Raw genomic sequence first — 26,604 nt, forward strand, 5'->3', positions numbered from 1 at the left:
CTTTAGTAATTAAAAGTAAATTTATCACAGAATGAGCAGGGTTGCAATCCTAACGGGATTTTGCCGGCTGTTTATATTTGTTTCTCGGCTGGACGATGCTCGGCCTGATTTTCGATCCCGGCATGGATCTTCTAATGATGATTTGCATAAATGCTCTAGGACTGAACGGAATAAACGGCCATAAATATGGTGTGTTCAATGAGCGGATTCTGACCAGCAGAAGCAGGAAAACAGTTGTTCCAACGACTAACCCCGGTATGCCGAAAATCGCCACTACTATTAACAATGCCAGGCGCAGAAGCTTATTGGCTACACTCAATTCATAACTTGGTGTGGAGAATGTTCCAATTGCGGCCACGGACACATATAAGATGACCTCAGGGACGAACAATCCCACATCGATGGCAATCTGTCCGATCAATACAGCTGCGATCAACCCCATGGCCGTTGAGAGCGGTGTCGGCGTATGTATGGCCGCAAGCCTCAAGAATTCTATTCCCAAATCAGCCATCAATAACTGTACGATGACAGGTATGTTTGTTTCCTCATTCGGCCCGATAAATTCAAGCTGCGGCGGAAGTAGTGATGGATCAAGTACAAACAAATACCAAAGCGGCAGTAAAAATAAACTGGCAAGCAGACCAACGAACCGGGCCCACCTTACAAATGTTCCGACAGCCGGAGACTGCCTGTATTCCTCCGCATGCTGCAGATGATGAAAATACGTAGTGGGAGTTATGATGACACTGGGAGACGTATCCACGAAAATCAGGACATGCCCTTCAAGTAAATGAGTCGCTCCAATATCTGCTCTTTCTGTGTATCTGACCAGTGGAAATGGATTGTAGCCTTGTTTCACCAAGAATTCTTCTACCGTTTTATCCGCCATGGTAAGGCCGTCTATCTTAATAGCTTTTAATTCATTTTTAATGATGTTGATCAGGGAAGGATTAGCCACATCCTCAATATAAGCAATGGAAATATCCGTTTTGGATCTTTCACCTACCCGGAATATCTCGAATCTCAGGCGTGGGTCTCTGATCCTTCTTCTCGTCAAAGCTGTATTAACAATGATATTTTCAACGTACCCATCGCGTGATCCTCGTACCACTTTTTCCGTATCCGGTTCCTGCGGCTGTCTGCCTGGATAACTTCTTACATCGACTATCAGCGCTTCCTGTTCATCTTCTACTACAACCGCAATCAGGCCGCACAAGACCTCATCCACCATTTCTTCCACCGTTTTCACCGGTGCAATTGATTGATGAGGGATTCTGTTCTGAACAATTTCAGGAAGTTTCGATGAGAGTCTTTCATGATCATTGACCTCAACCAGATTTTCCACAATCCTCATAATGAACTGAGTATCACACAAACCGTTAATATAATAGATGTGAACACCTTTATGAAGAATCTTCAACTTCCTTACACCTAAGTCGAAGCTTTTGTTCAATCCGGTTGTGTCGATCATCAGTTGTTCCAATTTTCCAAGGTCTTCTGGTATTGGTGTCTTTTCTCTTTCCATATTAGGCAAGATAACCGCTCCTTTCGAGTATAATTTGAACTGCTTTTTTAGTAATAGGAGCTCCCCTGGAGAAATGGTCCCTCTTCGCCATCTTCCCAATGTCCCCCACGCCTACCACAATAGGCAGCTTCAGCTGGTCCAGACAGTACACTGTATCACCATTGAGCCGCCCTATCTCATTTTCAGGAACGCCAAATTTATCAACCCCATAGGGAGTCAGCTCCCCGAATTTATCTACACACACATCCACCCGTGTCCATTCAGCCTGTCTTGTTTTGGAAGCTACCGCAATAGCTCCAAGAATGTTGAATTCCTGGCAATTAACCACATATTTCATAGCTGCCTCACCACTGCCCTCTCCTACAAAACCACTGTCATCAAACATCACAAACACCAGATCTCCCTTTGCCTTCTTGATCAATCCTGCAATTTCGCTTCCCTTAAGAACCGACGGATTGCCTTGGGATCTGGAAATGCACCGGGCTCCGTATTCTTTTGCCGCTGCCTCGATTGCTCTCCTGGCATATTCATCTCCATCAGTAATGATTATCACGTTTTTCTTTTCTGCCATAAGAGCTCTCCTCCTTTATAAGCGGACAAAATACAACCAGTGAAACAGTGATCCCAGCACTTTACCGAAGACAATCGCCATTAAAAGAGTGATGATACGGTCATTGATGCCGATTCTTTTTGTAAGTATGGGTAATACATTCAGTACTTCCGTCAACGCCGCCGCCAGCATACCTACAAAGGTGCCGCTCATTAAGCCAATAGGTATAAGAACAAATGGTGAGAATATCAAAGTGAATTCATTTAAGCTGAATATACTTCCAATGACTGCCCCAAACACTACCGCCCATTCATAAAAATGAATCATTTTCATCGTCTTCGTTAATTGGGTCAACCGGGGAATGATCCCAAGTACCGTCAAGAAAGCCACCAGTCCTGATCCCACAGCAAGTCCCCCGGCAAGTCCTACAAAGCACAAGATAACGATGCTAATGGTCATCAAGGTGCTTCATGCTCTCTTTATTTTCATGCATGATGACGTATTGGTCGAGGTCCTGCTGGTAGTTGAACATTTCAACCTCAAGAGGGCTTGGTTCTTCATTGATCCTCTTTCGAAACACATGATTGAAAAATAAAATCATTCCCAAACCAAGACCAAAGGAATAAGGAACCTGAAATAATAACGGATGGGGGTCTTCCTGTCCCGTCATCATGAGATACAGGCGCTGATGTACCTCCCGCATACTGACATCCTCATGAAAATTCATGATGGCCATAGCTGCCCCAATGAACAGCAAAAGCCAGACAGCAGCGAACATTGGCGGTGAAACCTTTTTCCTCTTGTACACTACTTCCACAATCGTTTGGGAAGGCCCGATTGTTTGAACATCCACATCAGGTTGTACATCTTTTATTTGAGAAATGACTCTCATGAGATCAAGGATGATAATATTCTTATCCTCTTCCGTCACCGTATGAAGAACAATCTTCCGAATGGACTGAAGGTAATGTTCAGGCGCGATGATCTGGGCAGTATTTTCAAGCAGGATACTGCTTTCCGGTCTAACCTGCAGCCTATGCCTAAGCCGAATATATACTGAACCTTCCATCTAGATCACATCCTGGTCAACATTATTTTCCTGCTTGTATAAATAGTATGGATTTCAGACAAAAATTTCATGAAGCCAATAATTGCTAACTGTTTTTTGGGGGTTAAAAGGTATAGTGTTTTCGGCCGGTCAGTTTGATTTTTTTGAGGAAGTTTCACTTGAGAAGAGAAGGGAGGGGGACAATATTTTTGGAATTCGGTGCTGTCGCGATGCATCGATGTTGATTTTGGCTGATTCGGTGCTGTCTTTGAGGCAATCTGTGAATATCGATATTGATTTTTCACTCAACGTTATCTTCTCTTCTCCTTTTCGTGCTTCACATACCCGCCTTGCCGCCCCGTTTTTCATCAATACAAAAAAGCAAACCGCCCGAACGCGATTTGCTTCTTTTAACTCTTATATCAAATTCATTTTGTCCTTCATATTGTGAAGAATCTTTTTTTCAAGCCGCGATACCTGCACCTGTGAAATGCCAAGCCTGTCCGCGACTTCTGACTGGGTCTGGTCTTTATAGTAGCGGAGATAGACGATCAGCCGCTCTCTTTCGTCCAGTTCCCTGATCGCTTCTTTCAAGGCTATTTTATCGAACCATTTCTGATCTGAGTTATCGGATATCTGGTCCAGAAGCGTAATTGGATCTCCATCATTCTCATACACTGTTTCGTGAATGGAAGATGGTGCTCTGCTGGCTTCCTGCGCCATGACGACTTCCTCAGGCGACAGTTCCAGGTGAGCAGCAATTTCATTGATGGTCGGAACCCTTCCGAAAGCCTTTGACAATTCGTCTTTTGTCCTTCGAATCCGGTTCCCCATTTCCTTTAAAGAACGGCTTACTTTTACTGTTCCGTCATCTCGGATAAATCTTTGTATCTCACCAATAATCATCGGGACCGCATAGGTTGAGAACTTCACATCATAGGATAAGTCAAATTTATCCACAGACTTGAGAAGGCCGATGCACCCGATTTGAAAAAGATCGTCCGGTTCATATCCGCGATTCAAAAATCGCTGAACAACCGACCAGACAAGCCTCATATTCTTTTGGACAATGGTATCCCTGGCTGACTGGTCACCTTCCTGGCTTCGCTGGATGAGCTCTTTAACTTCAGTATCTTTTAAAAAGCTCTGCTCTTTGTCCTTCTTAACTTCCACATCCATAAGCACGGCTCCTTAATTGCATAGCGCTCTACTATTGGCTAAATGCTTTTTTAAACGAACGGTTGTGCCTGCTCCAGGTTGCGAATTCACTTCAATCTCATCCATGAAATTTTCCATAATGGTAAACCCCATCCCAGAACGTTCAAGCTCCGGTTTGGTTGTAAACAATGGCTGGCGCGCTTCCTCTACATCTTGGATTCCGATTCCGTCATCCCTGATTTCCATGTCAATGAAGCCTTCTTCCATTTTGACTGTGATATATACAAAGCAGTCAGGGTTGTTGTCATACCCATGAATAATGGCATTTGTGACAGCCTCTGATACTACTGTCTTGATTTCCGTCAATTCGTCCATCGTCGGATCCAGCTGGGCAATAAATGAAGCTACCGTAACCCGGGCGAAGGATTCATTTTGGCTCACTGCGCTGAATTGGATATTCATTTCATTTTTCAATTTATGCAACCCCCAGACTTTGTAATGCAAATTCTTCAGACGGCTCTAAACGAATGATTTTGAAAAGACCTGACATTTCAAATAATCGTTTGACTGCCGGGGATATTGCACAGACAACCATTTCTCCATGCTTTTGCTTGATTTGTTTATATCTCCCTAAAATCACACCAAGTCCTGAGCTGTCCATAAATCCGAGGGCTTCCATATTCAGTACGATGTGCTTGATTCCATGTTCTTCAATTAATTCAGAGGCTTGCTGCCTCAACTTCTCTGCCGTGTGATGGTCCAACTCCCCACTCAGGCGTATACAAAGTACATCACTTCTAACTTCCAGACCAATAGTAAGACTCACTATTCACAGGCCTCCTTCTCTGTCGTATAGTGAGTCAATTCTATTTTCTACTGTCTAATTCCTTCTACAAGACAAAACTAGAAGAATTTAGACATTTTATGCTGAATTTTTAGGCTCTTTTCGTAAACTTTGCTGCTATTTGATACTATGGCAAAAAATAACCCTATCACGAAGATGATATCCAGCTAAACCGAAGAGAAAAGAGCTGTTCTTCTCAGGTTAGAGTTTAAACTCTTAGTATCCGGGATATCCGAAAGCAACAATATATGCGAAAATAAGCTTTTTTTATAAGGAGGCGTTCAATTAATTCCCGCTCTTCGTAAACATGCCGAATGCCCGCTTATACAGCTGCCAGAAGCTTGCCAGTGGGACATCTTCTTTTGCAATCAGAGGCGTTTCAGACAGTGATTTTCCGTCTTTTTCAATGACAAGCTTGCCGATGGAATCGCCTTTTTTTACCGGTGCTTTCAGCTTATCCAACTTAACTTTCTTTTCAATACCGTCCAGCTTTTCACCTTTCTTGGCTAAAAGTGAAATTGGCTCATTGGTCATTGCTTCGACTTCTTTATCTTTCCCTTTTGATACTTTTGTTTTTCCGACAACCGCACCTTTTTCAAAAAGAGGTTGTGTTTGATACTGACTGAAAGCATAGTCGAACATTTTGCTGATTTCCGCGTTTCGGTCTTTTGGACTCGGCTCTCCGAATACAACAGCGATGACCCTCATATTGTCTTTCTTTGCCGTTGCTGTCAGGCAGTACTTTGCCTCATTTGTAAACCCTGTTTTCAGACCATCTACACCTGGATAAAACCGCACCAGCTTATTTGTGTTTACCAGCCAGAATTTTTTATCCGTATCTTCACGCAAATAGGATTCATATGTCCCTGTGAAATTTGTGATTTCCTGATATTTCAAAAGTTCTTTTGCCATCATTGACATATCATGCGCTGAACTGACATGATCATCAGCCGGAAGGCCTGTTGGGTTTTTGAAGTTGGTATCTTTTAATCCCAGGTCCTTCACCTTTGTATTCATCTTTTCCACGAAACCTTCTTCGCTGCCTGCAATATGCTCAGCCATTGCAACCGATGCATCATTAGCCGAGCCTATTGAAATCCCTAGCAGCATTTCTTTAACAGTCATTTCTTCACCGGGCTCAAGGAAGATTTGTGAGCCGCCCATTGAGGCAGCATACTCACTTGTTCTCACTTTGTCTTCCCATTTGATCTGCCCTTTGTCCAGGGCTTCCATAATCAAAATCATCGTCATGATTTTAGTCATGGATGCAGGCGGCAGCTTTTCATGGCTGTTTTTATCATATAGAACCGTCCCTGTGTCTCTTTCAATTAAAATAGCAGACTTAGCTCCAGGAGCCAATTCTGACTTTTTCTCCTCTGCAGCTGCATACGGAGCAATTGTAGAAGCGATCATGACTAACATAAGGATGGCCGATAATATTCGTTTCATTCCTGGTCCTCCATTCAATGTACAAATTTCATTACATGCATAGCCCCATTTTTTCCATCCTTCTCTTTTTTATACAGTCATTTCCAATGAATTTGTAAAATTAGTGCAGTTCAATTTCTCCTTCATACAAAAAAGGCAGAGGGTCCCGAGGGGCCTTCTGCCTTTACTGGTTAATGGACACGCACTTCCATTATTCCGCTTCTTTGATTTCTCCGTGTATAAGTACAGGAGTATCCACTTGTTTCTCTGTCACTTTAATGCTTTCATACAACTTTATTTTGACATCTTCAATATCTTCTGTATTACTATGGATGGTTACAAGAGAATCGCCTTTTTGAACCTTATCACCGATTTTCTTCCTGAGTTCCAACCCGACAGCCAAATCGATTACTGAATCTTTCGTTGCTCTTCCCGCTCCAAGCCACATAGCAGCTGTTCCAACAGAATCCGCAATGATTTCTGATACATATCCATCCTGCTTGGCTTCCAGTTCGAAAACATACGCAGCTTTTGGAAGTTTTTTCGGCTGGTCAACGACTGATTCATCTCCGCCCTGTGATTTTAAGAAAAGTTTGAAGCTGTTCAGTGCTGAACCGTCCTTCATAGCAGAAATTAATTTTTCCCGAGCTTCTTCAAGTGATTCTGCTTTGCCGGCAAGGTAGACCATATGACTGCCTAGCGTTAAGCAAAGCTCTGTCAAGTCCTCGGGTCCTTCTCCATTCAATGTATCGATGGCTTCTTTCACTTCCAGAGCATTTCCAATTGCAAAACCAAGAGGCTGGCTCATATCAGAAATCACAGCCATTGTTTTTCGTCCGACGTTGTTTCCGATATTGACCATGGCCTGAGCAAGTTCTTTTGAATCATCGAGCTCTTTCATAAATGCCCCTGCCCCTGTTTTTACATCAAGGACAATTGCGTCAGCTCCTGCTGCAATCTTTTTACTCATGATCGATGAGGCAATCAGAGGAATACTGTTCACTGTTCCGGTTACATCACGCAAAGAATACAGTTTCTTGTCTGCAGGTGTCAGGTTCCCGCTTTGACCGATTACGGCAATTTTGTTTTCATTTACAAGACGGATGAATTCATCGTTATCGATTTCCACGTGGAAACCTGGAACGGCTTCTAATTTATCAATGGTCCCTCCTGTGTGGCCAAGACCTCTGCCGCTCATTTTCGCAACCGGTACCCCGACTGCCGCTACAAGAGGGCCGAGGACAAGAGTCGTCGTATCACCTACACCGCCTGTAGAGTGCTTATCCACTTTAACTCCTTCAATCGCTGACAAGTCAATTTGATCGCCGGATTTAACCATTGCCATTGTAAGGTCTGCCCTCTCTCTTTCAGACATTCCCTGAAAGAAGATTGCCATCGTTAAAGCGCTTGCCTGGTAATCGGGAATCGATCCATCCGTATATCCATCAACAAAATAATTGATTTCTTCTGCGGTCAGCTCATTGCCGTCCCGTTTTTTTTCAATTACATCCACCATTCTCATTTCCATTCACCTCGTGTGCATTGTCATCAACCATATTGTCATGCTGCTGTCTTATGCTGTGCTGCTCTCCTGAAAAATCGAAGTCAGGAGTAGAAGTTTTAAGTAATAAGTAAACAAAGGAAGCCATCTTTGGAAGCTTCCGATAAAATAAGAGGCCAATTACTGAGGCCCTTTTATATTGCCGCTTACATCGATTTAACAATTTCCTTAACATAATTAAGGAAATCTTCACGAACCTTCTCTGTCGTCTCGATCACTTCATCATGAGTGAGAGGCTGATCAAGAATTCCTGCAGCCATATTGGAAATACAAGAGATTCCAAGCACCTTCATTCCCGAGTGCCTTGCAGCGATTACTTCCGGAACAGTCGACATTCCAACTGCATCTCCGCCCAGCGTCCTGATCATGCGGACTTCTGCTGGTGTTTCATAGACAGGACCAGTATTTCCAACATATACTCCTTCTCTCACATTGAGGGAGAGCTTTTGGGATACCGATCTCGCTAATTCCCTCAGCGATTTGGTGTACGCTTCCGACATATCCGGGAAACGGACGCCAAGGCGGTCATCATTGGATCCGATCAGCGGATTTCCACCCATATTATTGATATGATCGGAAATGATCATCAAGTCTCCTGCCTGAAACGATTCGTTGACCCCTCCGGCTGCGTTCGTAACGATTAAAGAATCGACACCAAGTGCTTTCATAACACGAACAGGAAATGTCACTTTATCAAAGCCGTATCCTTCATAAAAATGAAATCTGCCCTGCATGGCGACGACTTCTTTTCCAGAAAGCTGGCCAAATACTAATTGTCCCGCATGACCTGCAACAGTTGATACTGGGAAGTCAGGTATCTCATTATATGGAACGACTACTGGATTTTTAATTTCCTCGGCAAGAACACCTAACCCAGACCCCAGAATAAGTCCGATTTCAGGCTTTCCTGTGTACTTGTTTTTTAAAAAATGGGCTGCATTCTCAATTTTATCAAAATTCATATTACGACTCCTTACTAATGTCATTCAGGAAACTTTCTCCGTACTTCGGAAGTTTCACATTAAAATTATCTGCCACTGTTGCCCCGATATCTGCAAATGTTTTTCGTACCGGAAGCTCTTTTCCGCCATTCATGCGCTTGGAATAAACAAGCAAAGGTACATACTCTCTAGTATGATCTGTTCCATGATGAACAGGGTCATTTCCATGATCGGCCGTGATGATCAGCAAATCATCCTCTGTCATTCGCTCGAATACTTCAGGAAGACGGGCATCGAACTCTTCAAGCGCTTTTCCGTATCCCTCAGGATCACGGCGGTGGCCGAATAATGCATCAAAATCGACAAGGTTCAAGAAGCTCAGCCCAGTAAAATCCTGTTCGAATGATCTGACCATTTGATCCATTCCATCCATATTGTCTTTCGTCCTGACAGATTCGGTTACTCCTTCGCCATTATAAATATCTGAAATCTTTCCGAGGGCGATTACATCATAGCCTGAATCTTTCAATTCATTCATGACTGTGCGTTCGAAAGGCTTCAAAGCATAATCATGCCTGTTCGAAGTACGCTGGAAATTCCCAGGCTTCCCGACGAATGGGCGGGCAATGACGCGGCCTACAAGGTATTTCTCTTCCTTGGTCAATTCTCGTGCAATTTCACAGATTTCATATTGCTCTTCAATCGGAATGATGTCTTCATGAGCAGCAATCTGCAGAACAGGATCAGCAGATGTGTATACAATCAAGGCACCTGTTTCCATATGCTCTTCTCCGAGTTCTTCAATAATCGCAGTACCACTTGCGGGTTTATTTCCAATTACCGGCCTGCCTGTTTTTTCTTCCAATTTTTTCAATAATTCTTCAGGAAAACCATCCGGATAGACCTTAAAAGGCTGGCTGATATTCAGGCCCATGATCTCCCAGTGACCGGTCATCGTATCTTTTCCTACAGATGCTTCTTCCATCTTTGTATAGTAAGCAAGCGGGGCTTCCTGCTTCTCGATTCCCTGTACTTCATGGATGTTTCCCAGACCCAGCTCAGCCATATTCGGCATGCTGAGTCCATTCATTCTTTCTGCGATATGCCCTAATGTATCTGCTCCTGCGTCATTGAATTCCTTGGCATCGGGGGCTTCCCCGACTCCTACAGAGTCCATGACAACCAGGTGGATTCTTTTGTATGTATAATTGCTCATCCGTCTCTTCCTCCTTATGAAATTTGCTCCTTCTTTGACAGCACGAAGGCTGTGATGACCATCAACTTTGCCATAAGCCATTATTATGCTTATAATACCCTGATTACTATCTTGTAACCAAAGGAATACTCGTCAGAAGTCAGACAACCTTATTTTAAGACTGAACCACTCAAAATACAAGCGTTTACATCATTTCATGCCGGTTTTGTTTGTCAAAAATAAATGACGTTCGACAGGCCCCGACATTCTATCACTATTTAATCTAACTGCCACTAAGCTCACTCTCTCAATTGGAAGCCTCTCCCTCTCAGAACTGCTCTAAAGGTTGAACTTTTAAAAAGGCAGGTTTCGAATATATTGCTGATTTCGGTAAAATCCCAGCGCCTGATTTCCCCGGCTGCCAAGGCTGCTCGCTCCTATAGTAGAGAGAAACACTCTTCTCTTCAGAGTTTACGGAAAGAGCCTTGCACTGGCAGTCTTTCTGTTCCCACACAAAAAGCCCCGGACCTTAAGCCCGCGGGTGAAATTTTGAATATACATCCTTCATTCTCGTCTTTGTCACATGGGTATAGATCTGAGTAGTTGAAATATCAACATGTCCCAGCATTTCTTGGACGGCTCTGAGGTCGGCGCCATTTTCCAGGAGATGAGTGGCAAAGGAATGCCTGAGAGTATGGGGAGTGAGTTCTTTTGAAATTTTTGCTTCCGAAGCAAGTCCTTTCAAGATCTTCCAAAACCCCTGTCTTGATAATCCTTTGCCATGATGATTCAAAAATAGTGATTCATCTTTATGCTTCTTACTGACCAATTGGGAACGCCCTTCGTGCAAGTACTTTTTAAGGACGGAGATGGCTGCCTTGCCGATGGGGATGATCCGTTCCTTATTGCCTTTACCGATACATCGGACAAATCCCATGTTTAAATGAACATCATCCATCTGCAGCTTGATCAATTCAGAAACTCGGATGCCTGTCGCATACAGTACTTCAAGCATCGCCTTATCCCTTATACCAAGAGGCGTACTTTCCTGCGGCGCTTCCAAAAGGGCTTCCACCTCATCAATACTGAGCACCTTTGGAAGGGAACGCTCCATCTTAGGTGATTCAATATGTACGGAAGGGTCCTGTTCAGTTACCTTTTCGCGCAAAAGGAACTGATGAAACGATCTTATTGAGGCAACATGCCGTGCAAGGGTTTTACTGGACTTCCCTTCATTTTTCAAGTGACCCAGAAATCCCGTTATGTTGACCCGGTTTACTTCATCCCACTTTTGAACTGAGTCCACATTTTGAAGGAATTTCAAATAATTTTTCAGGTCCCGCTGATAAGACTCCACCGAATTTTTGGCCAGCCCTCTCTCAACAATCAAAAAATGGATAAAATCTTGTAGCCTGCTCTCCAAACTGCATTACTCCCCATTCATATAAAAAAGTAATAACCGGTCAGTCCAGCTGCGTTCCTCCTCTGAAACAGTCTGAGATACCTTGACAGCGGCACCTTCCGGCTCATCATATCTGTGGTAGCTTTCATATTCTTCGCTTATACACATGATACCATAGTAAAAAAGAATCGTAGAGCCTGTGAATAATATAAACACTTTTACAGTGTGCCAAATCGTCTTCATGCCTGATTGAAACATGCGCCTGTCCTCCATAAAGGTCTTTTCTAACAAGCTATGACGAAAAAGGGCTAATTTATACCAGCGAAAAGTTAAAAAATTATACGATTATAACAACAAAAGCGAAAGCGCCTCTCTCAGCCCCGACAGGCAAATGTTCCTCCTAGAAAAAAAGGCGCTCTTCCCTTTTATTCTAGGAGGGTTATTTGACCCCGAGGGGCTAGGCGCTGCAGCTGGACGAATCAAAAGCGAAAGCGCCTCTCTCAGCCCCGACAGGCAAATGTCCCTCAGAGAAAAAAAGACGGGCTTTCCTTTTCTGGCACTTGGCCTCGACGTAAATAACATGGCAGTAAGTTATCCAAAAAGATGATTAAATAATTTCTATGCGACAAAAAAGAACTGACACGTTTCAGCCAGTTCTTCATTTTCTGCTATTTTTCCTCATCATTATCAGGCTTCTCCTGGCATCTCCAGCAGATTCCATGGAACGTAAGGCGATGGTCTTTTATTTTAAACTTCCAATCTCGTTCAACAATGGTTTCCACATCTTCAAGTAAATCATCTTGAATTTCATCTACTGCTCCACATTCTATGCACACCAGGTGATGGTGAAAGTGAGCCGCTCCTTCTTGACGGAGATCATACCTCGATACACCATCGCCGAAATTTATTTTGTCTACAATCTTTAACTCTGTCAAAAGCTCCAAGGTCCGATAGACAGTGGCCAATCCAATTTCGGGAGATTTTTCTTTAACGAGGAGGTATACATCTTCTGCGCTTAGATGATCTTCTTCATTTTCCAACAAAACTCTTACTGTCGCTTCCCGCTGAGGTGTCAGCTTGTAGCTGGCAGAAGAAAGTTGTTTTTTAATACGGTCTATCCGGCTTTCCATTATCCGTCTCCCTCCCTCGTCAATGTCTACATTATTATATCAAAAAGGGAGGAATAAGCAAAATAAAATAATTACAAAGAAGAGATTATAATAGATATTAAATAATAATTATTATTTAGTAGGTAGATTAACCATCGCCTTCATCAGGTTCGGTGAAATATAAGCTTCAATCCCGGCAGCAATTGTAATGACAGCTATGGCCAGAACGAAAGCCAGAACGTACCTTGATAGCAGCGGCACCATTTGCACCTGGGAGTGCGGTGAAAGCTTCATGAATATCTTGCGGATAAGCGTCAAGGAAAAACTGACACTAATGACACTGATAAATATGAATGCAGGGATGATCACAATATTTTGTGGAAGAACGGCTGCGAAAGATAACAGGAAACCGTCCCAGTCCATCTGATTCACCAGAAAGCCTACTGAGAACCCTATCACGACCCCTTTCATGAACAGAAGGATAAAAATGAGCGGAAGACCAATGATGGATATGCCAAGGAGCCACATGAACCCCAAATACTTTACATTATGAAGAAAGCTCTGGCGAAATAATTCCTCTGAGGAAGCAATCTTTCCATCAGATATCTCTCCAAAAAACTGTCCGAGATAGAAATACAAATCTTCTTTTTGAGTGAAAGAAAGGCTGTTCACAACCACAGCGCCGAAGATGACGCCCATTAAAAAGAGAGTCAATATGAATAAATAGATAGAGGAATGTGACTGTACATGTTCAATTATTGGATTTTTTGCTGAGATTCCCTTTCGCATCTTTTTTTCCTCCTAAATACGTGTTACTAGATACTATGTAGCAAATCTAGTAATTATGTCTGTTGTATATGCTCTTTTCACAAAGGTTGCGGCTGTTCAAAGTAATAGATTTCCGCTCCAGCCGCGCGACTCCGCGGGGCGGGCGTTGAAGCAAAAGCGGAAGCGGCCGTTCAGCGACGTACAGATTTTAGGGCTCTCATATGAGATAAAGGAATCACGAAGAGCTTAAGCGATTCGATGATGACTTATCGCAAGGAGAGAGACCGAAATCTGCTAGTCGCTGGCCGCTGAAGCTGGATGAGCCTCCTCGGCTTCGCCTGCTTAAAAAGTGGAAGCGCCTCGGTCAGCCCCGACAGGCGAATGTTCTCAAGAGAAAAAAAGGCGGTCTTTCCTTTTATTCTCTTGAGGTTATTTGACCCCGAGGGGCTAGGCGCTGGAACTAGACGCCCGCTAGTCCCGCAGGAGGTCGCCCGGCTTCCGCTCCAATCGTTTTAGCTAAAATGGGGATTAAGGTAAATAGCATTCAATAACAACAACCTTTTAGATAAGCACTAATGACACCTTCTCCCCTCAACATCTAACATAAAGAGCATTTACTCTTCTAACTGTATAAGGTTGTTTTCACATTTATTGTTGCTTTCGGATAAATCCCAAGAACCGGATTTTTTCCCCGGATACTAAAGGTTTTAACTCTAAACGCGGAAGATTAGCTCTTTTCTTTTCGGTTTTGCCAGATTTCATTTTCGTAATAGGCTTTTTTTTGAAATCAGTATCAATAGCAACAAAGTTAACGAGAAGAGCCTTAGTTTGGCCATACCTATTTTTACTTTTACTGATACAATCAGCCTTCAAAAAAATAGTCATCATTAATATACTTACTCCCATAAGTTGCAGGCAGTGTTCTTATCCGCTATAATTTTCAGAAAACTGAGGAGGAATCAAGATGGATAAACCCATTCTTATTGATTTTCCAGAAAGTATTGAAACCAACCGCCTTTACATAAAGCCCTGCCAGCCAGGCGACGGAAAAATGGTGCACGAAGCAATCAACTCATCTATCAAAACACTGTCAGAGTGGATGCCCTTTGCCCAAAAAGAACAATCCATCGAAGAAGTGGAGGAAGGTGTACGGCAGTCTTATGCTCAATTCATTGCCAGAAAAGATTTCCGGCTCCATATTTTCGAAAAAGAAAGTGGAGAGCTGGTTGGCTCGACAGGATATCACCGCATGGATTGGAAAGCGGGCAGCGTTGAAATCGGCTACTGGGGAGTATTCGGTCATGGCGGGAAGGGCTATATGACCGAAGCCGTCAAAGAACTGACGCGATTTGCTTTTGAACATTTTGCAGCCAACAGAGTGGAAATCCGCTGTGATGAATTGAATATCGCTTCGCGCCGGATTCCTGAGCGCCTCGGTTACACATTGGAAGGTATCCTTCGCCGTGACAGCTTGAGCGCTGATGGAAAGAACCTAAGAAACACCTGTGTATATTCAGTTTTGGCGGATGAATGGGAATATCATCTCCATTAAAGCCGCCCAACTGTCACTCAATTCTCTTCAAATCTGGATTCCCCCTATGGACACATACCTCAATCGGACATAGACAGCTGTGAATATAATGAACGCAAATACGGCCGTGAGCCTTCATTACACCGGGGGGATGAAGCAATTGGGAGCCATCAATGGAAAAACGTATATCAACCGGCTTGATAGCATGGAAACAGAGATTTGGTTTGACGGGAAGCGATTAGAGGGGAATTTATCTGAGCACCCCGCCTTCAAGGGGATCATCGAGACAAAAGCCTCTCTTTATGATTTACAAAGAAATCCGGATCACATGAAAGAAATGACCTACACTTCTCCATCCACAAAGGAGCCTGTAGGACTTTCTTTTCTGCAGCCAGTGACAAAAGATGATCTATATACTAGGCGGAAAATGATGGAGCGCTGGGCAGGACACACTTGCGGGATGATGGGAAGAAGCCCTGATTACCTCAGCACGGTTCTCATGAGCTTTGCTTGTTCTGCGACTATTTTAAAAGAGCAAGAGAATTGTTTTCCCGCTCATTTTCAGACAGTGTATGAACGGGCCCGGGAGAACGACCTGTCCTTTACACATACGTTCATCACTCCTCAAGTCAATCGTTCACAGAGCAATTTTGAAGACGATGATGACCCCGTCTCTGCCAGGGTTATCGAAAAGAATAAGGACGGCCTCATTATAAAAGGGGCACGCCTCCTTGCCACACAAGGAGGGTTAAGTGATGAAGTTTTGGTCTTCAGTGCCCCGAGCAAGCTTTTATTCGAAACTGGGGAAGCATTTGCCTTTTCAATACCCTCTGACACAAAAGGTCTTAAGTTCATTTGCAGGGATTCATTTGTAGGCGGAAGCTCGGCTTTTGATCACCCCCTCAGCTCAAGGTATGAGGAAATGGATTCCATCATTGTGTTCGATGAGGTATTGGTACCTTGGGACTCTGTATTTTTTTACGACAATCCGGACGCGTCCAACAAGCTTATACTAGACAGCTCTTTTCATCACTTTGCCACCCACCAGGTCCTGACCAGGCAGATCGTCAAGCTCGAGTTCGTCCTCGGTCTTGCTCAATTTCTGATTGAGACAATTGGTGTAAGAGAATACTTCCATATTCAAGAGAAAGTATCTGAAATCATCATTGGACTCGAGACCATGAAAGCTCTGCTGGAGAAATCCGAAAACGACGCCAAACAGGATGAACACGGGTTCATGCGGCCAAGCATCACCCCGCTTCGGGTGGCAACGAACATATTCCCTAAAATCTATCCTCGTTTCTCAGAAATTCTTCAGCTTATCGGGGCCAGCGGAATGGTTACTCTCCCTACTGAAAACGCCTTTCATTCTCCAGTAATGCCAGACCTTGAGAAGTATTTGAAAGGAGCGAACCAGACCGCTGAGGACAAAACCAGGATATTCCGCCTGGCATGGGACCTTACCATGAGCCCCTTTGGCACCAGGCAGACTCAATATGAAAGGTATTTCTTTGGTGACCCTGTCCGCCTTGCCGGTATCTTATACAACTCGTATCCTAAACAGGAATATGTGAATAATATCTGTGAGTTTCTTGACTTGAATGAGAGGGGATAACTTGAGCGGGAAGTACCTAAAGGGTGAAGGACCAGTTTTATTCTCGAACCTGCATTGGTCAACAGCAGAACCAAGGATTTTTTTCATGATACCGAAAAGAAAAGCAACCGCTGAAATCCCTAATGAAATTTGCATAGAAACCCTCAGATTAATGGAGTCCATCTCATCATCCCTTTACTACAACTGAAACACTCTTTCACGATTAGACACTGACCGCTTCCATTATGTTTCAAAAAGTTATCTATTTTCTGCAATAGCAACTTCTAAAACAATAAAACGCCCTGTGCACATCACAGGACGTTTTATTGTCATTCAGTTGAGATAACACTACGATACTATTCAAGAACCTTTTCTTTCAGCCCGCTGTTTTCCAATGGTTAAGACGACAAGGATAACATGCTTACTGATTATTATTCTGTCTGGAGACCTTCCCGTACTTCCCTCCTCCGCCGGCATGAATGGCAAGCCTTCCAATCCTTGCTTTGTGGATGCTGTCTGCAAGAGGTTCAGTCGTGGCTTCTGCTAACTTTACTTTCGGAACAAAGTGAAGGATGTCCATCTCTGTGCCGAAATGATTCAGCAGTTTTTCCATCGTTTTGGGGCCGAGGCCCGGAATGTATTCCAGTGGGACCTGCGGAATGTATGGGGGCCTTGCCGGCGGAATCGCCTCTCCGGATAAATCCTCAATCCGATGCTTTACCCCTCTGATTTTTCTAGTATGACCGCACTCCGGGCACTCTTCCCCTTTATCCGGAACTATGGTACTGCAATCGCTGCAAGTCGTTTCATAATATTTTCCCAAAAGAGGATCCAAACCGTAATTGGCTGCAATCCCCCTTCCTTCTTCATTCCGAAGGGCCATTCCAAGCTCTTTAAATGAAGGACTTTCCATTGTAATAGAGTTGTACTCCCTGGCAATCTTGGCGAGCGAATGCGCATCAGAGTTAGTCAGAAATGGATAGTCATGCAGTTCGGTAATGGAATTGGCCATCTCTGTGTTGCTGCTCAATCCAAGCTCAACTGCATCAATCATGCCCGGAAGGAATACTTCAGCTAAGGAGTTCCTTACTCCTTTACCATACAGACTTTTGAAAGGGGTGAAAATATGGGCCGGTATGAACAGGCCTCCGAGGGACTTCACTTCCCGCTGAAGTTCCTGTCCCCCTGCATAGATTCTCTGTGAACTGAGATGGATATTGGTCACTCTTTCACTCAGCCAGGCTGAAAATGATTTCAACGCCGCGAGATCTGGAAAATACGCTAGGACGTGAATGGGGCCTTTACAGTTCTCATCATATATTTCAAGTTCGCTTCCGGGAATCAAAACAAGGCCATTATGATGCTGAAACCCGCCATCTTCCAATTCCATCAGTTCCCCAGTTCCGATCAGCTCTTCAATTTCCTGAATGACTTCAGGGGAATGGCAGTCAATGACCCCTGTCATATGGAGGCCTTTTGGTTCTCCTGAATAACGCAGGATATTTTGCAGTGTCAAGGTCCTTGATCCTGTTATTTTTACCGCGCGTCCCTTTGCAGTCCTTCCAATATGGACGTGCAGATCGGCAAAGTATTCTTTCATCAGCCCTTCATTGCTTCTTTCAATTGCAAATATTGGACAGCATAAGCAGTCTTTGCATCAAAAATCCTTTGATCCTCAATCATCGACTGTGCTTCTTCAAGAGTGACCTCCAGCAGTTCTACAAACTCGTCTTCATCAGCCCCGCTCGCATTTTCCATCTTGTAAATATCTTCTGCAATAAATAAATGCACCAGTTCATCGGCAAATCCTGGGGATGTATAAAAGGATATGAGCGGCTTCATGTTTCTGCAGCCGTATCCTGTTTCCTCTTCTAATTCCCGTTCCGCTGTCTTCATTGGTTCTTCGCCTTTTTCCAACTTTCCGGCAGGGATTTCCACAATTGATTTTTCCAGGGCTTTCCGATACTGTTCGACCATCACGATTTTTCCCTCTTCTGTCAGCGCAATGACTGCGACTGCACCAGGATGCTTAATCAATTCCCGCTTTGATGTCTTTCCGTTAGGCAGGCTTACTTCATCCACCTGCAAATCAATGATTTTCCCCTGGTAAATTTTCTCTGTATTCAATGTCTTTTCTTCAAATTTCTTCATCATTACACTCCTGTCCTGAAACTATAGTTGTCATCCATTATAGCAAAATTTCTTTACAATCCCTTCTTTCTTGCTTTCACTCATACTATTTCCTCTTTTGAATATGTATTAATCACACCGTACCTGTCTGTAGTCTATTCCTTATCATTTTTAAAAGCTGTATTAGCATACATTGTTGCTTTTGGATATCCCCGTATGCTAAGGGTTTTCTCTCAAATCTGAGAGAGCAGCTCTTTTCTTTTCCGGGTTACGAGGTTATTCCGGTGAATTATGGTTAATTTTTTGGAATTTGTCTGAAATAGCAACAAAGTTTACGAAAAGAGCCTTTTTAAAATTCATTTGCGGAGGTTTTTACAGATGAAAGTCATTATTCGCTCTAATGGATTCATTCTCTGCGGAAAAGCATGGGAAGTAAGAGCAAAACTGAAAGAATACAGTAAACAGTTTCAGAATGTTGAAGAGTGGATCCAGGCCTCCAAGAATGCGAAACAGTAAACTTGGTTTCTCCTGTCCTTATTCGGTACAATATCATTAACAAAAAGGAAGAAAGGACGCGAGGCAATCATGGAAAAACGGCAATTAGGCAATTCTGAACTGTTTGTAAGCAAAATGGGGCTGGGCTGTATGTCCCTTGGAGAAAATCCTGATAAAGCTCAGCACATCATTGAAGCAGCCTTAGAAGAGGGTATCAATTATTTTGATACAGCCGACCTTTACGACTTCGGTGAAAACGAAAAAATCGTCGGCAAAGCCCTGCAATCAGTCAGGGAGGATGTCATCATCGCCACTAAAGCCGGCAACTGCTGGAATGATGCCAAGGATAACTGGCATTGGGATCCTTCTAAGGAATATATAAAGGAAGCAGCTAAGAACAGCCTAAAAAGACTCGGAACTGATTATATCGATTTGTTTCAGCTTCATGGCGGCACCATCGAGGACCCCGCTGATGAAACAATCGAAGCCTTCGAGGAACTTAAACAGGAAGGAATCATCCGTTATTATGGAATCTCCTCTATCCGGCAAAATGTCATAAAACGCTTCACAGAGTCCTCCAACCTGGTCTCTGTAATGATGCAGTACAGCTTATTGGACAGACGTCCGGAGGAACTGTTCCCCCTCCTTAAAGAAAAAAATGTGAGCGTCGTGACAAGAGGTCCTATCGCAAAGGGACTGCTCAGTGATAGGATGCTTGAAAAGGCTTCAGAAAAAATCAAAGAGAATGGATATCTCGACTACTCTTATCTGGAACTTGAGGAAGTCCTTTCAAGCATTCATGGCAAACTGGCAAGTGAGCGATCCATGAACGAAATCGCCCTTCAATATATCCTAAGCCACGAGGAAGTTTCCGCCGTCGTGCCGGGTGCAAGTTCTGCCCGCCAGGTTCAGGAAAACGCCAAGGCCGTAAAATCAGAGCCGCTTGCCCAAGAGGAGATACAGGTATTGAAGGAATTAACGAAGCAGAATGTGTATGAACAGCACCGCATTTAGGTTTCCGAGCGGGGGAAGGTTTTGTAAAAAGCAGGGAGCCGTGGTGGTGAACCATTGCCTCTGCTTTTTATTGCTGTGAATTTTTGGCGAGACTTGAGAGAGGTTTATTACTTTTTTACATCCTTTAATTTTAACCTCGTTGTCGGCCATGTGATGGCTAGAGGCGTTTTACAGACCACTTCACTTCGGTTTCTCTGACCATGTGGACTCTAGAGGCTTTTTTGAAACCACTTCACTTCGGTATCCCTGGCCTTGTGGAGGCTGGGATACCCTCAAATTTCCCCTTCATATTAAATAAAGCCATCTAAACCAAATTGGCAGATAGCCTTCAGCCTATTATTCTCATTCTTCAAGCATGGGAATCCTGCTTTTATATTGATTGATCAACCTTCTATTATGTTCTTCAGCACCGTCCACATTTCCGCTTTTAAAAATAGGAGGGTTGAAGCCGTTTTTCACCATTAGATCTACTGCTTCTACCATGATCCCATTTATAATCGCTGCGCCAATAATAGTTGACCCAGTTCCAAACGGGACATCGAGATCTTCCTTACTCATGAGGGCATCTCCGATTTCTATATGGTTATCTATTACAAGGTCTACAGATTGATATAAGAATTTTCCGGAACTGTGACGCGAAGGCTGGCTGTCAGAATAACGCGGAGAAGTAATGGCAATGACAAACGAGCCTGTCCTTCTGGCGATTTCTGCCACATCGACCGGCACTTGATTTCTACCCGAAGTGGACGCTACTACCATCACATCTTCTGGCTCAATTTTTATATCAGCCATGAATTGTTCAGCGAACCTCTCTTCTTTTTCCAACTGTGAGGAACGTACCGCACCTTTATGGAGCATCAAATCTTCTATTAATAGAGGACTGATGGGAACCAATCCCCCGGCACGGTAAAATAATTCTTCACCAAGGATATGGGAATGTCCGCAGCCGAACACATGGACAATCCCTCCCTGCTGTATGCTCCGTGCTATTTCCTCTGCTGCTTTTTTGATATTATCATGTTCAGCTTTCTCTATAACGTTCAATAATTCTTCAAGCTTTTTAAAATATTGCTTAAACATAAATCTTCCCTCCCCTCTTAACTACCTGTTCATTTGGATTTTGAATTTATATCTATCCGCTCTATAGGAAGATTGAACAAATTCCACTGGGGTTCCGTCTGCCAGGAAGGTGTGTCTTTGAATGAGCATCACAGGTGCGCCTGGTTGAATATCAAGAAATTCAGCTTCCATTTCGCTCGCCACTGATGATTCGATCACTTGGGAGGCATGATCGATATTCAAGTCCAATTCGTTTTCAATATAAGCATAAAGGGATTGGTTTACAATCTTTTCTGTAAGGCCTTTGATAAAGTTCGCGGATATATAATTGGTTTCCAGTGCCATCGGCGCATCATCCGCTAAACGAATTCTTCTTATTTCATAGACAGGTCCATATTCCTGTATCCCTAACTGAGCAGCTATGTAGCTGGTCGCGGGGATGATCTCAAATTGAACCAACTTGCTCCCGGGTTTCAGCCCTCTTGATTTCATATCTTCAGTGAAGCTTGTTAATCCCTGCAGGGCCTGTTCGATTTTAGGCTTCCGTTCCGCTATGAATGTGCCCTTGCCTTGTATGCGGTGCAAATACCCTTCATTCACTAATTGTGTGAAAGCTTGTCTGACGGTCATCCGGCTGATTTGAAATTGCTCGGCATATTCTCTTTCTGCAGGGAGAGAGTCACCCGGCTTCAGTTCACTGCTTTCTATCTTGTTTTTAATGATTTCACCAAGTTGATAGTATATAGGGATAGGGGAATTTTTTTTAATCATTCTACTTGACGAACACCCTTTCTTTTAAGCTTTTTCACAAAACCAACTGTTATTTCCCAGAGCTGCTTTATCAGCAACTATTGTAACATGGGGGTGGTTTCTTAATATTGAAGCCGGGAAGTTTTCGGTCACTTCATTCTCCATGAGACGGTCAAAAGCCTCTCTTTTTCTTTCGCCTGAAATAAGGAGCAGGATTTCCTTACTCTTCATGATTGTTGAAATTCCCATAGTGATTGCTCTTCCCGGTACCTTTTCCAGGCTGTCAAAATACCTGGCATTTGCTTCCCGGGTTGATTTTGCTAATCGCACCAGATGGGTGTTGGAATGAAACGAGGTTCCCGGCTCATTGAAACCAATATGCCCATTGCTTCCGATTCCAAGAATCTGCAAGTCGATTCCCCCGGATTCTGCTATCCGCCTTTCATAATCAAGGCATTCCTGCAGCATGTCCCGGACATCTCCACGGGGAATATGCGTGTTCGATTTTTTTATATCGAGATGATTGAAGAGTTTTTTATTCATATAGTGACGGTAACTGCTGGGATGGTCTCCTGAAAGACCGACATACTCATCTAAATTAAAGGTGGATGTGTTTTTATATGAAGTTTGATTTTTTTGATGATCTTCAATTAGTTTGGTGTAAGTTCCGATCGGTGTTCCGCCTGTCGCCAGGCCAAGGTTGATTTTTTCTGAACTGCCGACTTTTCCAGATATAAGTACCGCTGCCAACCGGCTCATTTCCTGGTAGTCTTCTGCTTCGATAATCTTCACTTCAATTCTCCTCTTCTCTAAAAGCAGTCGTTCCGCGACAGAAAGTCATCAGAACCTCCATATTTTCATCCAATATGACGATATCCGCATCTTTCCCTTTTGAGATGCTTCCTTTTCGATCGAATATGTTTAATTGTTTTGCCGGGTTAACGGATACCATTTCAATAACCTCATGAATCTGGCACCCGGTATAAGCCAGCATATTTTTTACAGCATTGTCCATCTTAAGAATACTGCCTGCCAGTGTTCCGTCCTCAAGGACTGCCTTCCCGTCCTGCACAATGACCTCTTGTCCTCCCAAATCGTATTGTCCATTTTTCAAGCATTTCGCTCTCATGGAATCCGTGATCAGGATGATCCCTTTTTCCCCTTTTTCCCTATAGGCCAGCTTGATCATTTCAGGATGCACATGAATTCCGTCAGCGATGATTTCAGTTTTTAACTCATCTCTTAAAAAGGCTGCTCCTACAACACCAGGCTCACGGTGGTGCAGCCCTCTCATTTGATTAAATAGATGGGTGACATGATTGGCACCAGCCGCAATTGCAGCATCTGCTTCTTCATAGGCAGCATCTGAATGGCCTATGGATGCAATGACTCCAGTCTCACTCAAATAGCGAACCATCTCCAGTCCGCCCGCTTGTTCAACAGCCAATGTGACAAGCTTAATAGAGTTCTGCGATATGGATTGCCATTTTTTAAAAACATTCACGTCGGGATCTTCGATATGCTCCTTCGGCTGGGCGCCTGCCTTCTTCTCATTCACAAATGGCCCTTCCAAATGGATACCGATGATTTCTGATTGTCCGTTGTTTTTCTGTGTATGAATGTAACTTCCCGTGTTTTTTAAAGCTTTTTCAATTTCATTCCTGCTTTGGGTCATGGTAGTCGCTAAAAAACTGGTGGTCCCTTCCCTGGGAAGAGTTCTTACCATATTATTCAATGCTTCTTCTGTCGCATCCATAACATCCGCACCGTTCACTCCATGGATATGAACATCAATGAAGCCGGGAACCGCCATGGAACCAGAAGGAAAATCCAAAATCTCATATCCTTCCGCTCCTGTTAAATCCTCCTCTGGCCCAATGTCGACAATCTTGTGGTCTTTCATCTTTATATAACCCTTTTCCAGCTTGGATTCCCCGGAATAAATCTGCATCCCTCTCAGCAAAATAGGTTTATGGCTCGTCATTCTTATCTCATCCTTTCAGAGTGGAGACTGTTCGGTTCTTCTATATAGAGTACAACTTTTATAACTCTTGATATTTTTTGGATTCTTTTTTATCTTAGCATCCAACTAGTATAGTTGTCTATACCAATTAAACGTCTATAAAAGAATAAACGGTAAACACCATTTAGGAAAGTGGTTACTGGTATAGATAAGCATACTAAATTAATTATCTTTTAGATAAAATGAAACTTACCGAGGGAATTGCGCTTCTGCTGGTTTAATCCCTTTGAGATTCAGTCCAGCTGTAAGCATAAAAAAAGTAGTGTTCTGTTCAGATTTGAATTCTGTTCAGACACTACTTTTTTTGTACTGGAAAGCAGGGTAAGAAATTGTAACATAGAAAAGCAGCGGCCTGTACTTCTGATTTCACCTGCTTCGTGCCCATTTCAAAGCCCGCATTTCCAACTCCCGGACAAAATCATTTTTTCCTTCTATGTATGCTTCAATATTATTCGGATACTTTGCCGCTAATTCACTTTTCAGCCTGCCGTATTTTTCCGCTTCAACTTTCATTACTCTTAGATAATCCCTGAAAAGCAAGTGCCTTTCGATATCTTCACTGCCTGACGCGAAGATGTGAACATGATACAACCTTTCACCTTCTTTATTTTCAAAGAAAAAATATCTGCGTCCGGCTATACCATTTTCACCTTTCCCCACATACCCCAGTGCCTCTAAATTGTCAGTCCTGTCATCTGCCGCACCAATGTCTGGAATCTCAATAAGAAAGTCGATGATGGGCTTGGCCGCCAATCCTTCCACCGACGTCGATCCGATGTGATGAATCACCGCTCTGATTCCTTGAAAAACTGATTCCAGCCTTTTCTTTTCTTGAAGAAATTGCTCTCTCCACTGAGGACGGTAAGAGGTCACCTCGACTTTCCTGGACATCACTTATAATCCTTCCAGTTCATGCTGCTTTCACCGAGAAGTTCTTCAAACGATTTATTTTTTTCCCGCTGTTTCATTTCTTGCCTTTTTTTCTCCGCTTCCTCTTCCTTCCGGGTGGTTTCTTCTTTTTCAAGCTCTTTCTTTTTATCTTTTAACGCCTGAAACACATCAGATTGCAATGTGTCCTTCAATGTCAATTCTTCATTATTCTTTGTGGATGGACGCTTCCGCTGCTGTTTTTTCTTCATGGGGCTTTTCCTCCTCTTTTTGATTTGTACCCTTATCTAGGTGCCCGCTATTGGTTGATGGTGCATTTCCTTTGAATCTTACCGTTATCTAGAGGCTTGCTCTTTGTTGTTGGTATGTTTTCATCCAAATCGTACCATTATCGAAGGGCTCGCTCTTTGTTAATGGTATGTTTCCTCTCGAATCGTACCGTTATCTAGGAGCTTGCTCTTTGTTGTTGGTACGTTTCTTTCCGAATCACACCGTTATCTAAGGGCTCACTCTTTGTTGTTGGTATGTTCCCCTCCGAATCTTACCGTTATCTTGTCACGCGGTCCTTGTTGTTGGTATGTTTCTTTCTGTGTCGTGCCGTTATCGAAGGGCATGCTTTTTGCTAATAATACGTTTTCCTCATAACCTCTAAGTTCTCCCCCCTAAGACAAAAGGAGAAGCAGCCATACCGAAACTACAATACCATGATTTTACCAAAAAAATAAAAAAAGAGAAGCATAGCGCTTCCCTCTTCAAAAAACTGCCAGAGTACTGTTTTTTTGTGGTTTGATATCCTTGGTGAAACGTTTGAGTGACACCTGGATACTACATTTGATGACTTGGTGTTCTTCATGAAACGTTTGAGTGACACCAGACCTTGCTTATTCGTAGTTTGGTGTCACTCGTAAACCGTATAAGAGACTAAAATGCGTCTGTCACCAAGTTATCATCAATGGTCAATTGAGGTTCGGTTGTCGAAGTTACATCTTCAACAGTGTAGCCTTCTGCCACTTCCCTCAGAACCAGTCCATTGTCCGTTACATCGATGACGGCACGGTCGGTAATGATTCTGTGCACTACACCTTCTCCTGTCAGCGGAAGGCTGCATTCTTTTAGAATTTTACCCTCGCCGTCTTTGTTCACATGTTCCATAATGACGATGATTTTCTGAGCTCCATGAACAAGATCCATGGCGCCTCCCATCCCTTTGATCATCTTGCCTGGGATCATCCAGTTGGCCAGATCTCCTTTCTCGGATACTTCCATTCCGCCAAGGATTGCCACGTTAATATGTCCGCCCCTGATCATGGCGAAAGATTCCGAGCTGTCAAAGTAGGAAGAGCCCGGGATCGCTGTTACCGTTTCTTTTCCCGCATTGATCAGGTCAGCATCCACCTCATCTTCTGAAGGGTAGGGCCCGATACCGAGTAATCCATTCTCAGATTGCAGAACAACCTGCTTATTGTCTGAAATATAGTTGGCAACCAGTGTCGGCATACCGATTCCAAGATTGACATAGAATCCGTCCTGTATCTCTTTTTCTGCTCTTCTGGCTATTTTTTCTCTCATTTTCGCGCGGTCCATTTTCCTT

General features: G+C 43.4%; 30 protein-coding genes. 5 read left to right on the forward strand and 25 right to left on the reverse strand.

What is annotated here, in order from left to right; translation table 11 throughout:
- Nucleotides 1-49: 49 nt before the first annotated feature.
- From FZC78_RS05765 to FZC78_RS05825, 13 genes are all read right to left on the reverse strand, one after another.
- Nucleotides 50-1,525, reverse strand: a complete 1,476-nt coding sequence (locus FZC78_RS05765) for a spore germination protein (protein ID WP_148938826.1) — start codon at nucleotides 1,523-1,525, stop codon at nucleotides 50-52.
- 1 nt (nucleotide 1,526) lies between these two features.
- Nucleotides 1,527-2,096: a stage V sporulation protein AE gene (locus tag FZC78_RS05770; RefSeq protein WP_148938671.1), complete on the reverse strand. Its 570-nt coding sequence runs from the start codon at nucleotides 2,094-2,096 to the stop codon at nucleotides 1,527-1,529.
- Between the two features lie 15 nt (nucleotides 2,097-2,111).
- Nucleotides 2,112-2,534 carry a stage V sporulation protein AB gene (locus tag FZC78_RS05775; protein WP_148938672.1) on the reverse strand — a complete coding sequence of 141 codons (423 nt, stop codon included), beginning with the start codon at nucleotides 2,532-2,534 and terminating at the stop codon, nucleotides 2,112-2,114.
- Nucleotides 2,524-3,144, reverse strand: coding sequence for a stage V sporulation protein AA (locus tag FZC78_RS05780; RefSeq protein ID WP_148938673.1), 621 nt, complete (start codon nucleotides 3,142-3,144; stop codon nucleotides 2,524-2,526). Before FZC78_RS05780 ends, FZC78_RS05775 begins: the two co-directional genes overlap by 11 nt.
- A 396-nt stretch (nucleotides 3,145-3,540) precedes the next feature.
- Nucleotides 3,541-4,302: an RNA polymerase sporulation sigma factor SigF gene (gene sigF, locus FZC78_RS05785; RefSeq protein ID WP_148938674.1), complete on the reverse strand. Its 762-nt coding sequence runs from the start codon at nucleotides 4,300-4,302 to the stop codon at nucleotides 3,541-3,543.
- 12 nt (nucleotides 4,303-4,314) lie between these two features.
- A complete protein-coding gene (gene spoIIAB, locus FZC78_RS05790) occupies nucleotides 4,315-4,755 on the reverse strand; it encodes an anti-sigma F factor (protein WP_148938675.1) in 441 nt (146 codons plus the stop codon).
- 1 nt (nucleotide 4,756) lies between these two features.
- Complete coding sequence (gene spoIIAA / locus FZC78_RS05795; protein ID WP_148938676.1) at nucleotides 4,757-5,107, reverse strand: anti-sigma F factor antagonist; 351 nt, start codon at nucleotides 5,105-5,107, stop codon at nucleotides 4,757-4,759.
- Between the two features lie 303 nt (nucleotides 5,108-5,410).
- Complete coding sequence (locus FZC78_RS05800; RefSeq protein ID WP_148938677.1) at nucleotides 5,411-6,574, reverse strand: D-alanyl-D-alanine carboxypeptidase family protein; 1,164 nt, start codon at nucleotides 6,572-6,574, stop codon at nucleotides 5,411-5,413.
- Between the two features lie 190 nt (nucleotides 6,575-6,764).
- Nucleotides 6,765-8,075 (reverse strand): pyrimidine-nucleoside phosphorylase, encoded by a 1,311-nt coding sequence (locus tag FZC78_RS05805; protein ID WP_148938678.1) that lies wholly within the window; start codon nucleotides 8,073-8,075, stop codon nucleotides 6,765-6,767.
- Between the two features lie 185 nt (nucleotides 8,076-8,260).
- Nucleotides 8,261-9,076 (reverse strand): purine-nucleoside phosphorylase, encoded by an 816-nt coding sequence (locus FZC78_RS05810; protein ID WP_148938679.1) that lies wholly within the window; start codon nucleotides 9,074-9,076, stop codon nucleotides 8,261-8,263.
- 1 nt (nucleotide 9,077) lies between these two features.
- Nucleotides 9,078-10,271 carry a phosphopentomutase gene (gene deoB / locus FZC78_RS05815; RefSeq protein ID WP_148938680.1) on the reverse strand — a complete coding sequence of 398 codons (1,194 nt, stop codon included), beginning with the start codon at nucleotides 10,269-10,271 and terminating at the stop codon, nucleotides 9,078-9,080.
- 508 nt (nucleotides 10,272-10,779) lie between these two features.
- Nucleotides 10,780-11,673: a site-specific tyrosine recombinase XerD gene (xerD, locus tag FZC78_RS05820; protein ID WP_148938681.1), complete on the reverse strand. Its 894-nt coding sequence runs from the start codon at nucleotides 11,671-11,673 to the stop codon at nucleotides 10,780-10,782.
- A 6-nt stretch (nucleotides 11,674-11,679) separates the two neighbouring features.
- Nucleotides 11,680-11,910: a YqzK family protein gene (locus FZC78_RS05825; RefSeq protein ID WP_252183261.1), complete on the reverse strand. Its 231-nt coding sequence runs from the start codon at nucleotides 11,908-11,910 to the stop codon at nucleotides 11,680-11,682.
- 133 nt (nucleotides 11,911-12,043) lie between these two features.
- Between FZC78_RS05825 and FZC78_RS24155 the strand changes: the two genes are divergently transcribed.
- Entirely contained in the window at nucleotides 12,044-12,259 is a 216-nt protein-coding gene (locus tag FZC78_RS24155; RefSeq protein WP_252183518.1) for a hypothetical protein, read from the forward strand.
- 61 nt (nucleotides 12,260-12,320) lie between these two features.
- Here the strand turns inward: FZC78_RS24155 and FZC78_RS05835 are convergent, their stop codons facing one another.
- The 3 genes from FZC78_RS05835 to FZC78_RS05850 form a co-directional block, all read right to left on the reverse strand.
- A complete protein-coding gene (locus FZC78_RS05835) occupies nucleotides 12,321-12,782 on the reverse strand; it encodes a Fur family transcriptional regulator (protein WP_148938683.1) in 462 nt (153 codons plus the stop codon).
- A 111-nt stretch (nucleotides 12,783-12,893) separates the two neighbouring features.
- Nucleotides 12,894-13,550, reverse strand: coding sequence for a stage II sporulation protein M (gene spoIIM, locus FZC78_RS05840; RefSeq protein ID WP_148938684.1), 657 nt, complete (start codon nucleotides 13,548-13,550; stop codon nucleotides 12,894-12,896).
- 627 nt (nucleotides 13,551-14,177) lie between these two features.
- Nucleotides 14,178-14,417, reverse strand: a complete 240-nt coding sequence (locus FZC78_RS05850) for a hypothetical protein (protein WP_148938685.1) — start codon at nucleotides 14,415-14,417, stop codon at nucleotides 14,178-14,180.
- A 76-nt stretch (nucleotides 14,418-14,493) separates the two neighbouring features.
- Between FZC78_RS05850 and FZC78_RS05855 the strand changes: the two genes are divergently transcribed.
- Complete coding sequence (locus FZC78_RS05855) at nucleotides 14,494-15,081, forward strand: GNAT family N-acetyltransferase (RefSeq protein ID WP_148938686.1); 588 nt, start codon at nucleotides 14,494-14,496, stop codon at nucleotides 15,079-15,081.
- 139 nt (nucleotides 15,082-15,220) lie between these two features.
- Nucleotides 15,221-16,675, forward strand: coding sequence for a 4-hydroxyphenylacetate 3-monooxygenase, oxygenase component (hpaB, locus tag FZC78_RS05860; protein WP_148938827.1), 1,455 nt, complete (start codon nucleotides 15,221-15,223; stop codon nucleotides 16,673-16,675).
- 400 nt (nucleotides 16,676-17,075) lie between these two features.
- On the opposite strand, the gene FZC78_RS05865 is transcribed toward hpaB, so the two are convergent.
- The gene (locus tag FZC78_RS05865) at nucleotides 17,076-18,254 is read right to left on the reverse strand and encodes an endonuclease Q family protein (RefSeq protein ID WP_148938687.1); all 1,179 of its coding nucleotides are present in this window, start codon (nucleotides 18,252-18,254) and stop codon (nucleotides 17,076-17,078) included.
- Complete coding sequence (locus FZC78_RS05870; RefSeq protein ID WP_148938828.1) at nucleotides 18,254-18,805, reverse strand: NUDIX hydrolase; 552 nt, start codon at nucleotides 18,803-18,805, stop codon at nucleotides 18,254-18,256. Before FZC78_RS05870 ends, FZC78_RS05865 begins: the two co-directional genes overlap by 1 nt.
- Before the next feature lie 357 nt (nucleotides 18,806-19,162).
- Here FZC78_RS05870 and mciZ point away from each other — a divergent pair, with 357 nt between their 5' ends.
- Entirely contained in the window at nucleotides 19,163-19,300 is a 138-nt protein-coding gene (mciZ, locus tag FZC78_RS05875) for a Z-ring formation inhibitor MciZ (protein ID WP_148938688.1), read from the forward strand.
- 69 nt (nucleotides 19,301-19,369) lie between these two features.
- Nucleotides 19,370-20,293, forward strand: coding sequence for an aldo/keto reductase (locus FZC78_RS05880; protein WP_148938689.1), 924 nt, complete (start codon nucleotides 19,370-19,372; stop codon nucleotides 20,291-20,293).
- 342 nt (nucleotides 20,294-20,635) lie between these two features.
- On the opposite strand, the gene FZC78_RS05885 is transcribed toward FZC78_RS05880, so the two are convergent.
- From FZC78_RS05885 to FZC78_RS05915, 7 genes are all read right to left on the reverse strand, one after another.
- Nucleotides 20,636-21,373, reverse strand: a complete 738-nt coding sequence (locus tag FZC78_RS05885) for an SIS domain-containing protein (RefSeq protein ID WP_148938690.1) — start codon at nucleotides 21,371-21,373, stop codon at nucleotides 20,636-20,638.
- A gap of 21 nt (nucleotides 21,374-21,394) precedes the next feature.
- A complete protein-coding gene (locus FZC78_RS05890; protein WP_148938691.1) occupies nucleotides 21,395-22,123 on the reverse strand; it encodes a GntR family transcriptional regulator in 729 nt (242 codons plus the stop codon).
- 24 nt (nucleotides 22,124-22,147) lie between these two features.
- Nucleotides 22,148-22,894, reverse strand: a complete 747-nt coding sequence (nagB, locus tag FZC78_RS05895; RefSeq protein ID WP_148938692.1) for a glucosamine-6-phosphate deaminase — start codon at nucleotides 22,892-22,894, stop codon at nucleotides 22,148-22,150.
- Nucleotide 22,895: 1 nt separating this feature from the next.
- Complete coding sequence (gene nagA / locus FZC78_RS05900) at nucleotides 22,896-24,086, reverse strand: N-acetylglucosamine-6-phosphate deacetylase (RefSeq protein ID WP_148938693.1); 1,191 nt, start codon at nucleotides 24,084-24,086, stop codon at nucleotides 22,896-22,898.
- Between the two features lie 405 nt (nucleotides 24,087-24,491).
- Nucleotides 24,492-25,016 carry a GrpB family protein gene (locus FZC78_RS05905; protein ID WP_148938694.1) on the reverse strand — a complete coding sequence of 175 codons (525 nt, stop codon included), beginning with the start codon at nucleotides 25,014-25,016 and terminating at the stop codon, nucleotides 24,492-24,494.
- On the reverse strand, nucleotides 25,016-25,264 hold the full coding sequence (locus FZC78_RS05910; protein ID WP_148938695.1) for a YqkE family protein: 249 nt from the start codon (nucleotides 25,262-25,264) through the stop codon (nucleotides 25,016-25,018). The genes FZC78_RS05905 and FZC78_RS05910 overlap by 1 nt, the downstream gene beginning before the upstream one ends.
- A 670-nt stretch (nucleotides 25,265-25,934) precedes the next feature.
- Nucleotides 25,935-26,597 (reverse strand): CoA transferase subunit B, encoded by a 663-nt coding sequence (locus FZC78_RS05915; protein WP_148938696.1) that lies wholly within the window; start codon nucleotides 26,595-26,597, stop codon nucleotides 25,935-25,937.
- Between the last annotated feature and the right edge of the window lie 7 nt (nucleotides 26,598-26,604).

Source organism: Rossellomorea vietnamensis, from assembly GCF_008180415.1.
GTDB classification, from domain to species: Bacteria; Bacillota; Bacilli; order Bacillales; family Bacillaceae_B; genus Rossellomorea; species Rossellomorea vietnamensis_C.